The organism is Bifidobacterium choerinum, from assembly GCF_002761235.1.
GTDB classification, from domain to species: Bacteria; Actinomycetota; Actinomycetes; order Actinomycetales; family Bifidobacteriaceae; genus Bifidobacterium; species Bifidobacterium choerinum.
Genome location: NZ_CP018044.1, coordinates 715,063 through 727,167, shown reverse-complemented (window position 1 = coordinate 727,167; position 12,105 = coordinate 715,063). Strand labels below are relative to the sequence as shown.

The 12,105-nt window shown below is 62.8% G+C and carries 9 protein-coding genes; 4 read left to right on the top strand and 5 right to left on the bottom strand.

The annotated features are described in order from the left end of the window. Positions 1 to 10: 10 nt before the first annotated feature. The gene (gene crgA, locus BcFMB_RS02780) at positions 11 to 475 is read left to right on the top strand and encodes a cell division protein CrgA (RefSeq protein ID WP_099720992.1); all 465 of its coding nucleotides are present in this window, start codon (positions 11 to 13) and stop codon (positions 473 to 475) included. A 504-nt stretch (positions 476 to 979) separates the two neighbouring features. Here the strand turns inward: crgA and BcFMB_RS02775 are convergent. Both BcFMB_RS02775 and BcFMB_RS02770 read right to left on the bottom strand, forming a co-directional pair. Then, the gene (locus BcFMB_RS02775; protein WP_099720991.1) at positions 980 to 2,221 is read right to left on the bottom strand and encodes a THUMP-like domain-containing protein; all 1,242 of its coding nucleotides are present in this window, start codon (positions 2,219 to 2,221) and stop codon (positions 980 to 982) included. 867 nt (positions 2,222 to 3,088) lie between these two features. Beyond that, complete coding sequence (locus tag BcFMB_RS02770; RefSeq protein ID WP_024540345.1) at positions 3,089 to 3,871, bottom strand: rhomboid family intramembrane serine protease; 783 nt, start codon at positions 3,869 to 3,871, stop codon at positions 3,089 to 3,091. Between the two features lie 283 nt (positions 3,872 to 4,154). On the opposite strand from BcFMB_RS02770, the gene BcFMB_RS02765 reads away from it, so the two are divergent. After that, entirely contained in the window at positions 4,155 to 4,379 is a 225-nt protein-coding gene (locus BcFMB_RS02765; protein WP_024540346.1) for a hypothetical protein, read from the top strand. Between the two features lie 349 nt (positions 4,380 to 4,728). Here BcFMB_RS02765 and BcFMB_RS02760 read toward each other — a convergent pair whose 3' ends face one another. After that, complete coding sequence (locus BcFMB_RS02760) at positions 4,729 to 7,191, bottom strand: glycogen/starch/alpha-glucan phosphorylase (protein WP_024540347.1); 2,463 nt, start codon at positions 7,189 to 7,191, stop codon at positions 4,729 to 4,731. 611 nt (positions 7,192 to 7,802) lie between these two features. Between BcFMB_RS02760 and BcFMB_RS02755 the strand changes: the two genes are divergently transcribed. Next, the gene (locus tag BcFMB_RS02755; RefSeq protein ID WP_099720990.1) at positions 7,803 to 8,210 is read left to right on the top strand and encodes a sterol carrier family protein; all 408 of its coding nucleotides are present in this window, start codon (positions 7,803 to 7,805) and stop codon (positions 8,208 to 8,210) included. Between the two features lie 153 nt (positions 8,211 to 8,363). On the opposite strand, the gene BcFMB_RS02750 is transcribed toward BcFMB_RS02755, so the two are convergent. Further along, entirely contained in the window at positions 8,364 to 8,759 is a 396-nt protein-coding gene (locus BcFMB_RS02750; RefSeq protein WP_024540349.1) for a DUF3073 domain-containing protein, read from the bottom strand. Positions 8,760 to 8,902: 143 nt separating this feature from the next. Between BcFMB_RS02750 and trpS the strand changes: the two genes are divergently transcribed. Further along, complete coding sequence (gene trpS, locus BcFMB_RS02745) at positions 8,903 to 10,006, top strand: tryptophan--tRNA ligase (RefSeq protein ID WP_099720989.1); 1,104 nt, start codon at positions 8,903 to 8,905, stop codon at positions 10,004 to 10,006. Between the two features lie 125 nt (positions 10,007 to 10,131). On the opposite strand, the gene BcFMB_RS02740 is transcribed toward trpS, so the two are convergent. Then, positions 10,132 to 12,063, bottom strand: a complete 1,932-nt coding sequence (locus BcFMB_RS02740) for a threonine/serine exporter family protein (protein WP_232513860.1) — start codon at positions 12,061 to 12,063, stop codon at positions 10,132 to 10,134. Between the last annotated feature and the right edge of the window lie 42 nt (positions 12,064 to 12,105).

Here is a 12,105-nt window from a genome sequence, read left to right as displayed (position 1 = left end):
GATAAGACAAATGGCTGACGAAGAGCTGCACAAAACACCCACGGATGGCCAGGTCGACGAACACGGCGCCGCCGAGAAGTCGAACGACGAGTCGCACGTGAAGAACGAGAAGAAGCCGATGGATCTGGCGCAGGCCGCCACCTACGTCGAGAATGACGAGATCCCGGTCGGCCGCATCGAGGAGATCCTCGACCAGACCGTCGACGAGAAGGACATGACGCCGCAGATGCGCCGCATGATGCAGCGTCAGCGTGAGAACACGAAGCGCGTCGAGGAAAGCATCAAGGGCACGAAGGCGAACCCGAGCTGGTTCGTGCCGGTGTTCTGCGCGCTGATGATCATCGGCCTCATCTGGGCCGTCGTCTTCTATCTGACGAACTACACGTATCCGATCCCTGCGATCGGCTCCTGGAACCTGCTGGTCGCGTTCGGCTTCATGCTCGCAGGCTTCATCATGATGGTCTGGTGGCGTTGAGACCGTGGCACATGGCTGATCAGGGCGTCTTCCGACGCCCTTTTTTGTTGCCCTTCCGACGCTGCCGCAACTCCCCTCTGGCCCGCCCACCGGACACCCTCTACCACCCGTACATTGCCGCCCGTAGCCCGCCCACCGGCATTCCGCAGGTGACCTCACCCATACGATGCCGTCCATAGCCTCTCAATGGCATTCCGTAGGTGTCACACCAATAAACTGCCACCCAACAACCCTCAAACGGCATTCCGCGCGTAGCCACACCTACGGAATGCCACCCGCAGCTCCCCGGATGGCATTCTGCAGGTGTCACACCAAAAGACTGCCATCTGCGACTCCTCAAACGGCATTCCGTAGGTGTCACACCAATAAACTGCCACCCAACAACCCTCAAACGGCATTCCGTAGGTGATCTCACCCATACAATGCCACCCGCAGCTCACCGGATGGCATTCTGTAGGTGCACCGCCCACATACTGCCATCTGCACATCCGCAACCGCCACCGCTCAGCTGTTTTTGCGCGCGCGGATGAGAATGTGCCGGCCGCCGGCATCGGTCGTCGCGAACAGATAGACGTCGCCGCCGTCAGACAGTTTGAGCTTCTTCGCGAGCTGCGCGGCCGTGAGCGGGAAATTGCGTACGGCGACGTTCGCCTTTTTCACGCCGCCAAGCAGTCGCCGCACATCCTTCTTGTTCATCGTGCCGATATCGTCGATCACGAAAGCGCGTCCGGGGAAATCGCCGAACCATCGGCCGGCGACGAACAGGTGGCTGTTGACGCCGATCTGCGCTGCCGGCCAACGCCGCTGCAGCGTCGCGAAGGCGCCGCCTTTCATGATCGCCGCGTTCGGTTCGTAGAGGAAACGCATATCGGGCAGCGTCGACACCGGCGCCACGCTCGGCCGCTCGTCATCGCCGGCGAGGAACTCGACGGATGCGTCGTCGTCCACACATCGGATCAGCGGCCGCTCGGTACGCTCCCGGCTGAGCACGACGAGAATCTCCTTGCATTCGTTGTGCACGGCGACGATGTCGAGACGTCGCACGGCGCCGCCGAAATCGTCGATCGTCTGCCGCCAGTCGAGCATCGGCGACAGTTTGATGACGACGAACGGCGCTTTGGCGAGCAGTTCGTCGCGCAGCGCGAGTACGTCGGGCGTGCAGTCGGCGATCGCGACGGTGCGTGCGCCGTGCGCGTCGCGCCGTGCCGGGTCGACGTAGATGAGCGTCGCCGGCGGCATCGTCTTCAGGAACGCGACGCCGTCGCCGCAGACGACATGGGCGTTGTCGACGCCGAGCTCATGCAGATTATGCGTCGCGAGCGCGCACAGCTGCGGCTGCCGTTCGACGTAGACGGCCTCGTCGAAGGCGCGCGCCATGAAGGAGAAGTCGACGCCGAAGCCGCCGGTGAGGTCGACGAGCGGCGTCGGATGCGGCTGTCCGGCGATGAGTTCGGCCGCGAGCCGAGCCTTGTATTCGGCCGCCGGCTGCGACGAGCATTGTTCCATCGGCACATGCGGCGGGTAGATGATGCCGTCGGTCGCCGCCCAGCGCGGCAGTTTCGTGCGTGCGATGCGTCGGCCGGCGATCTGGTCGAGCGCGAACGGCACGTCCACGTCGCCGTCGCGTTTCGCGTGGAGCGCGACGTCACGTATGTCCTCATCCCGGTGCGCCATGATGAACGCACGCGTCGCCTCATTGATCCGCGGCGCGATGTCGTCGTCGCGGATAGCGTTGTCGTTGCCCATACAGCGCATTGTAGCGACGCGTCGACCGCAGCTGCCGGCAGTGACGGCCGGCATCTGGCTAGACGGATATTGCCGTCTGAAGAGCTGCAGACGGCATTGCATACGTAAGGTCACCTACGGAATGCCGCCTGAGGGTCGCTGGGTGGCAGCCTTCTGGTGCGACACCTACGGAACGCCGTATGAAGGGGCTGTACGCGGGATGGAACTACGCCGATGCAGTCATGCGCAGAACTGCGGGAGGCAGATCGATAAACGCCGAGATTACAGGCATCAGGAGCCGCCATCTACTCAAAATGGGTAGAACGGTTGACAGTGCTTCATCGCCGAACGGATAATGGTCGCTAGGTCTTTCCGAGGTCAGCCCCGGCTCTACCACCCATTCCGGGAACACGCGCAGAGGATGGACGACGTCTGCGCGCGGATGCGGACCATTGCCTTAGAGCAACAACACGATTGACCTATCGGACGGCCGATGTATCCGACTTGCGGTACCGGCCCTACGGGGGTGGGAGTCCTTGAGGAGGAACAGTGGCAGGGGATGTCCACTGTGCTTTCAATTTCTGACATAACGTGAAATGTGGATAACTTTCGACGCACTACATATAGGGGGCATCCCCTTACCTAATCCCTATTTATGGCTTGATTTCAACGGTTCAGAGGGGATGTGGATAACTGTTATCCACATCCCCCACCGGTGGGGAAACCATAGATATCAACATTTGTGGATATCTATGTGGATAACTTCGGCCTGTTTCCTCATGCTATCCCCGAATTATCCACAGTGTTTTCCACATCTTGTGGAAAACTACACCGCTGTAAGTTGCGCAGCGACACTAGAGGCATGCGAAATCAGCCGCCACACGACGCTCACAGCATCATCGCGTAGATGTTGTTCTGGTTGCAGATGACGACGATGATCACTTCGAGCAGCAGCAACGCGCCGCCGTAGATCGACGTGCGCGCCAACGTCGACTTGCCGCGCAATGCACGCGGACCGTCGACGACGAGCAACGTGAGCAGGCCGCCGAAGATGAAGCCGCCGACATGCGCCTGCCATGCGATGTTCGGCACGACGAGCGGCATCGCGAAGTTGATCGCCATCCACACGAGCATCGACCGCATATCGGCGCCGGCCTTCCGGTAGACGACGAGGCACGCGGCGAACAGGCCGAACAGGGCGCCGGACGCACCATAGGAATAAGTGATCCAACCGGAGGGGTCACGGCCGAAGGCCGCCCACAGCTCCATGCCGACGCCGCCGCCGATGCCGGCGATCATATACAGCATCAGATACGGCCAGTGTCCCATGAGCCGCTCGAGGAACGGCCCGACGCACCACAGCGTCAGCATGTTGAACAGGATATGGAAGATCGACGTCGGCGAATGCAGGAACATCGACGTGACGAACATCCACGGCTCACGCGCCGCCCGGTAGGGCTGCATCGCGCCGTACTGCAGCAGATCCGCCAAAGCCGGGCGGCTCACCAGATTGAGGACGAACTCGACGATCCACAGCGCGACGCAGACGACGATGATCGCCGACGTGACGACCGGTTCGCCGTTGCGCCAGCGGTAACGCAGCGACCGCAGCGAGAACACCTGCCGCATCGACGGGGAATCGGGGAACAACGAAAAACGATTGTTGGGCATAGGTCACACTGTAGCGCAGGGTGACGTGCCGCGACGCGCACCGCTGTGCGCGTTACGACGCGCGTCGCGCGGTCGCCATGCGACCGTTGCGCGACCGTCATGCGACCGTCGTGCGACCGTCATACGACCGTCATGGAACCGGCCATGCATGCCGCCTTCGCGTTGAGGCGCAGGGACTTGCCATGAGCACAACCGAAGTCGCGCGAACGCGGCGAAGGTCCTATGATGGTGAACAGAGTTGTCTGGGGAAACCAGTCGACCAGGTAATCGGAAAGGAGCCGTCATGAAGGAACATAAGTCCTCTAGCGGTTGGAAATTCTTCGCGCTGCTCTTCGGTGCGCTGCTCGCGGCGGTCGTCGGAGTCTACATCTACAAGCAGCAGAACCCGGACTACGATCCGTGGGAGGAGCCGTGGGAGAACAGCTCGTCGCCTGTCGACCTCACGCTCGCGAAGGACAAGACTGAGGACGACGTCGACAAGGTCGCTCCGGCCGCCGACGCAGCCTGATCGCGACCGCCGCACTGCGTTGTGCGGCGGCGTCGTACGCGAACTACGCGTTGCTGACATCAGCGAACCGCGGTGTGCACGATTGTTGGAACGTGCACACCGCGGTTTTTCGTATCGATGACGACTGCGGCAGCGATATCGACATCCGAACATCGTCGCCGGCGGCGCCGTGCCGCCGTGCCGCCGACACTGTCGTCGCGGCGACGGCACGGCGCATACGGACGGACGATATATGCATCGACATGGCGATATGGATGGACGCATACACAAAGACGAACGGCGGGCGACACCCGAAGGTGCCGTCCGCCGTTCGTCTTCTATGCTGCAATCAGCCTCGCGGCTGCATGCCTCACTTCTCGGTCGGCAGCGGGCCGGTCATCCAGACGCGGTCGAGGTAGTCCTCGATCGAACGATCGGAGCTGAAGTAACCGGAGTTGGCGACGTTGAGGATCGCCTTGCGGTTCCACTCGAGCTGATCAGCGTAGAGCGTCTCGATCTGGGACTGGATGTCGTGGTACGCCGTGAAGTCGGCGAGCGTCATGAACCAATCCTTGGTCAGCCAATCGGAGACGAGCGGAGCATAGGTCTCCTTGTCGCCGTTGGAGAAGGTGCCGTCCGCGACCATGTCGATCGCGGTCTTGAGGCGCGGATCCGCTTCGTAGAACTTCGCCGGATCGTAGTTGCTCTCGTACATCTTGTCCACCTCGTCGACGGTCATGCCGAAGAGGAAGAAGTTGTCGGCGCCGACGCGCTCGCGGATCTCGACGTTCGCGCCGTCGAGCGTGCCGACGGTGAGCGCACCGTTGAGGGCGAACTTCATGTTCGACGTGCCGGACGCTTCCTTGCCGGCCTGCGAGATCTGCTCGTCGAGCTCGGTCGCCGGGATCAGCATCTGCGCGACGCGGATGTTGTAGTTCCACGGGAACACGACCTTGAGCTTGCCCATGACGTCCGGATCGTTGTCGATGACCTTGGCGACGTTGTTGATGAGCTGGATCGTCATCTTGGCGAGGTAGTAGCCCGGGGCGGCCTTCGCACCGAAGATGACGGTGCGCGGCGTGACGTCCTCGACCTTGACCTTGCCGGACTTGATGTCCGCATAGGTGGCGATGACCTCGAGGATCTTGAGGGCCTGGCGCTTGTACTCGTGCAGACGCTTGATCATCGTGTCGAACATCGTCGTCGGATCGAGCTTGAAGCCGTACTCGGACTTCGCGAAGTCGGCGAAGCGAACCTTGTTGTCGTACTTGACCTTCGCGAACTTCTTGACGAACTCGTCGTCCTGGGCGAGCGGCTCAAGGTTCTTGAGCAGTTCGAGGTCCTCGAGCCACTTGTCGGTGCCGAGGCCTTCGGTGATGAGCGCGGACAGGCCCGGGTTCGCGAGCTTCATGAAGCGGCGAGGGGTGACGCCGTTCGTGACGTTCGTGAACTTCGCCGGATAGATGTCCGAGAAGTCGCGCAGCGTCACGTCCTTGAGCAGCTGCGAATGCAGCTCGGCGACGCCGTTGACGTGCGAGCCGGCGTAGGAGGCGAGGTACGCCATGCGCACCGACGGGTTCTCGCCCGCGGTGAGGATGCGCATGCGCTCGATCTTCGCCTCGTCGTCGGTGAGGCCTTCGAGCTCGTGCATGAACTGGTCGTTGATCTTCTCGATGATCTCGAGATGACGCGGCAGCAGCTTGCCGATGAGCGACGCCGGCCACACTTCGAGCGCTTCCGGAAGCAGCGTGTGGCACGTGTAGTTGAAGGTCTTCGTCGTGATGTCCCACGCGGTATCCCAGTCGTAGCCGTACTCATCGATGAGGATGCGCATGAGCTCCGGAATGCCGATGACCGGGTGGGTGTCGTTGAGCTGGAACGTGATCTTGTCCGGGAACGTCGTCAGATCCGGCTTCTCGGCGTCGCCGTAGAAGACACGGATCGCGTCGTGCAGCGAAGCGGAGGCGAAGAAGTACTGCTGCTCGAGGCGCAGTTCCTTGCCGACCTCGGTCGAATCCTCCGGGTACAGGATCTTGGAGATGTCCTCGGCCTTGACCTGCGGCTTGACCGCGTCAAGGTACTCGGACTTGTTGAAGGTGAGCAGGTCGAACTCGTCGTAGGAGCGTGCCTGCCACAGGCGCAGCGTGTTGACGCGGCCGGACTCGTAGCCCGGAACCATGTAGTCGACCGGAATCGCGCGGACCGCCCAAGCCGGCTTCCACACGCGCTTGCCGGCCTCTTCGACGACTTCGCCGCCGAAGTTGACGCGCTGGTCGCGCGCGTAGTCGATGTGGCCCCACGGATCCTCGTTGGTCAGCCAGTAGTCAGGACGCTCGACCTGACGGCCTTCCTCGTCGAATTCCTGACGGAAGATACCATAGCGGTACTGGATGCCATAGCCGAAGGCCGGCACACCCAGCGACGCGAGAGAATCGATGAAGCAGGCGGCGAGACGGCCGAGGCCGCCGTTGCCGAGGCCCGGCTCGTATTCGGCGTCGATGACTTCCTGCGCGTCGAAGCCCAGCTCCTTGACCGCAGCATAGAACTGGTCGGTGAGGCCCGAGTTGAGCAGCGCGTTGCGCAGCTGCTTGCCCATCAGGAACTCAGCGGACAGGTAGCCGACGGCCTTGGTGTTGCCGTTGATCATGTCCTGCTGGGTCTTCATCCAAGAATCCATAAGGTGCTTGCGCACGGCGGTGGCCGTGGCGACGTAGATGTCGGCCGGCTTCGCCTGTTCGGGCGTAACGCCCTGCGTGTACTTGAGCTCGTTGCGGATCTCATCCGCGAACTGAGCTGCGGTAACCGAGGACTTCGGTGCCGTAAGTTCGGTCATATCTATGACTCCTCTGAACGTTATCTTCACTATGAACGCCCACGGGCAAAATCACCTGTCCTGTCGGAAATCCGCGATACAAGCTCTTCTGTCCGTTTTTGCATACGTTCTCAAACAGCAAATCATAGCATAACGTCGACTTCACCAAAGGTTACGACTGCAATCACGCGCTTTTTGTACCGCAATCTCCACATTGCGCAAGCGCTTCAGATGGGGCCAGCAGCCGTCATAGCCGCCTGCGCGTCCGCCGCCCGCGCGCACGCCCCGCGTGTCGTTCAGTCCGATTTCAGTAACGCCGCCGCGACCGTCGGCGATCGTCTCCGGCGCGTTCTGCACCCGCGACGTTCGCCGGCGGCGCCGTCCGCGAACGCGGCGGCCGCGCCACGCACCCGTTCTGTTCGCAAGCCGACCATTCCGCGATATCTTTGGGTGCGATATGCGACAAGGACGATCGCTTGCGCCATCATTAGCGACCGTTTCCGCCGCCGATTGCACCGCTGACGTTCACATGGCATCCATGTTCCGGTCGGAGCCGCCGCAACCTGCACCCGCAGCGATCGGCGATACCTATATATACTGACTTATCGCAACGTGCGCGCACAATACGAAGCATGGCTGCTATCCATAAGAAGGACATCACCGCCGGCATGGACGCCTACGACGCCTGGTGCGACGCCGCGCATGCGCTCGTCGGCACCGAAGCGGCGACCGACATCGCCCCCGCGCTGCCACGCCCGACGATGGCGCTCGCCGTCCGCTATTCGCTGCATATGCTCGAGCTGAAGGCGCCGGGCCCGGGCGTCGAGGTGCGCGTCGCGCCGTGGGGCGCCGTGAAGATCCTCGATGGCCCCGCCTCGGATCCGCATAATCTGACGCCGCCGGACGTCATCGAACTCGAACCGGCCGTCTGGCTGCGCGTCGCCAGCGGCATCACCAGCTGGGACGAGGAACGCGAGGCCGGCCATATCAGCGCGGTCGGCGAACGCGACGACCTGTCGGCGATCCTCCCGCTCGGCTAATCCGCACATCCGGCCATCGCGGCGGAACGCACGCCCCTACCCCCACCGCCGAATACAGATGTGCGGGTGTGCGTGAACCTCCAGGGTCCACGCACACCCGCACATCCTGCGATATGTCTCGATTCGTCCGTTCAACGGACCGGCACTGGACTCCTACTGCTGCTGCGCGGAGTCCGCATGCTTCGCATGATCGGCGTGCTTGAAGGCACCCGGCACTGGCATCGGAATAGGCTTGTGCGGCTTGGACACTGGCGTCACCGGCATCTCTCCGCTTGTGGCCTTCGCGGCGGCCTCGGCCGCCCATTGCGCATAGTCATCAAGGTCGTCCTCGGATGCAGCGGACACGACGGTCTCCTCATCCTCGAACTCGTCAACATCCGCGTCTTGGGCGTACTTCGCCTCCACATCGGCAAACGGATCGAATGAACCGGAACCTGGTTCCCGCGCCCCCAGCTCCTTCGCAAGCTCGTCATAATCCGTGTCAGTGGTCAGGTACTTGAGCTTCCTAGCTATCTTCTGCTGCTTGGCTTTTTGACGTCCGCGGCCCATCTGACCCCCTGGATTAACTGTTTGCTATCAATTCATCACATAAGAGAGTACCACTTCTCCGCCCCTCTTTTGTTGTCTGCTCAGATTTCTACGATGAAAACCACCGAAAACCAACGATTCGAACGGCACAAGGATTACTACGTATGGCTGAAGAACAAGAGGCGCGCCTGACTGCGGCCGGCAATGAGATGAGCGCGAGTTTCCTCGCTGCGAGAAAGCGTTCCGAGGAAACGCTCAAGAAGCTCGAGGAGCATCCGGAGAAGTTCACGATGCTCACCGGCGACCGTCCGACCGGACGCCTGCACCTCGGCCACTTCTTCGGCTCGATCAAGGAACGCGTTGCGATGCAGAACCGCGGCGTCAACACGAACATCATCATCGCCGACTATCAGGTGATCACCGACCGTGACACGACCGAGCACATCGACGACAACGTGCTCAACCTCGTCCTCGACTACATGGCCGCCGGCATCGATCCGGAGAAGACGATGATCTTCACGCATTCGGCGATCCCGGCCGAGAACCAGCTGATGCTGCCGTTCCTGTCCCTCGTCACCGAGGCCGAGCTGCACCGCAACCCGACCGTGAAGTCGGAGATGGAATCCTCCGGCCATGCGCTCACCGGCCTGCTGCTCACCTACCCGGTGCATCAGGCCTGCGACATCCTGTTCTGCAAGGCGAACGTCGTGCCGATCGGCAAGGACAACCTGCCGCACGTCGAGATCACGCGCACAATCGCCCGCCGCTTCAACGAACGCTACGCGAAGAAGCACCCGATCTTCCCGGAGCCGGCCGCGATCCTGTCCGACGCCCCGGAGATCCCCGGCCTCGACGGCCGCAAGATGAGCAAGTCCTACGGCAACTCGATCATGCTCGGCGCGACCGCCGAGGAGACGGCGAAGCTCATCAAGAAGAGCCCGACCGATTCCGAACGCATGATCACCTTCGACCCGGAGCACCGCCCGCAGGTCTCGGCGCTGCTGACGACCGCCGGCCTCGTCACCGGCCGCGACCCGCAGGAGATCGCCGAGGAGATCGGCAACGCCGGCGCCGGCGCGCTCAAGCAGTACGTGACCGAATCGGTCAACGAGTTCCTCGCGCCGCACCGCGAGCGCCGCGCCGAACTCGCGCAGGACATGGACACGATCCGCGACATCCTGCATGAGGGCAACCGCCGTGCGAACGCGATCGCCAACGAGACACTCGACGAGGTCCGCGAGGCGATGGGCATGCGCTACGACCGCTGACGCGGCGACCTCCTGTCATGCGCGCGTGCATCGCACGCACGTCAACATACGACGACGGCGGGGCGGCACTTGGGAATCCCAAGTGCCGCCCCGCCGTCGTATGCCATATGTGCGGCCGTTCGCCGTCACATGTCGTACCTCCAGGATTTGTCGGTGATGACGCGCGCCATCGCCAGACCGATCGGCAGGCAGATGATGACCATGAACGCGCGGAACGCCCAGTCGAGCGCGAGCAGCGTCTCGAACTGTCCCAGATGGAACATCGCCTGATACATATACAGTCCCGGCACCATGATGACGATCGACGGCACCGTCAGGCAGATGCGCGGATAGCCCAGATGCGGCGGCAGCAGCCGGTGGCGCACCGCCGAACGCCACGCCGATGCGAGCAGACCGGCGAGCATCGCACCGAGGAACGCGCCGGCCTCCGGCGGCAGCCCGTAATCGACGAATTCCAGACGCAGCGTGTCGGTGATCGCGCCGATCGTCGCCGCCACCAGACACATGCGCTGCGGTGAATTGAACATCATCGAGAATCCCCACACGCCGATGAACGCGAACAATGCGCGCAGGCAGCAGTTCACCCACGGCGCGAGATCGGGCGATTCGAAGCCCTGTGGGTTGAGATGGACGAGCGAAGCGACCATCCATCCGGCGAGCGTCGCCATCAGGATGATGCACACGACATACATCACGCGCTGCACGCCCGACGGGAAATCGATCTTCGCCATGTCGAGACCGCCGGTGATGAGCGGGAATCCGGGGATGACGAACAGCATCGCGCCGATGTACGCCGTGTCATGCTGCAACGCCACCGGATTGAACAGACCGATCAGACGCAGCGTGCCGACGCACGCGAAGGCCGCCACGGCCACGCAGACGAAGGTCACGAAGAACTGATTGAGATGATGCGCGAACAGCCGCCGTCGCAGCCACTGGCCGAGGCCGGCGCCGACGAACGCGCCGATCATGTCGTACGGCGCGCCGCCGAGCAGGAACACGAAGGACGCGCACGCACACGCCGACGCGAGTCCCGACAGCGCTGGCGAATACAGCGGCTTGCGACGCTCGATCATATCGAGCCGCTTATGCACGTCGCGCACCGTGATCTCATGCTTCTTGCGCGCGACGGCACGTTCGCCGACATGGTCGAAATGCTCGGCGTACCCGTTCTTCGGCGGGCGCTGCGAACGCTCACGCCATGCGCGTGTGCGCTCGCCGGCGACCGCGCGCAGCCGTGTGCGCGGCTTGCGCGGCATCGCCAGCTGTTCGGCGCTGCCTCGCGCGTCGTCGCCGTGGCCGTCGGCCGCGACGAGCGCGTCGATGACGGTCTCGTTGATCTCCGGCTGCGTGTCATCCGCCGATTGCATATCATCCGTCGACAGCACAGCGTTCGTCGACTGCGCATTGTCCATCGATTGCGTGGCAACGTCAGTCGACGCATCCGCAATCGTCGCCGCCGCGTCGACGGCGCTGCCGGCGAGCGCGGCCTCGTCGTCCTCAACAGCCTCGTCGGAGGCGGCCGCGCGTTCGGCGACGCGTGCCTGATGCCGTTCCTCGCGCAACTGTTTCGCCATGTCCGCGGAAACCTGCGAGGCGTCCCGCATGTCGAGATGCTGCATGAGACCCGCGGAGACCTTCGTCTCGCGGTGGTACATCGAGCCGGTGCCGAGATTGACGCTGAACCAGTCGGCGAAATGCTCGAGCAGCCAGATGCGCTCGGTGTTGATGCCGGTCGTCGGCAGGTTGACGACTTCGGTGATGCGCCCGGAGCCGTCGGTGCACGCCGCCTCGATGTCGGTGAGGTTGACGTCGGCGCGCACATGCACACCGAGCGGATACGCGATGCGGTGCATCATCTCGCGCACACGGAAACTACCGGTGCCGGCGCCAAGGTCGAGCATGCCGACGCGCACGATGACGCTCGCCTTCGCGGCGATGCCGGCCTCCTGGATCGGCTTGTCCCAATCGCGCTCGATGTCCTCCATGTCGAGCGGGATCGAATGGGAATGGTATCTCCCGGCGGCCGTGGCGCCGCTCTTTACTTCTTCCTGCATACCTCCAATGTAGAACATGCAAGTCATTTCACCGATGCAGCC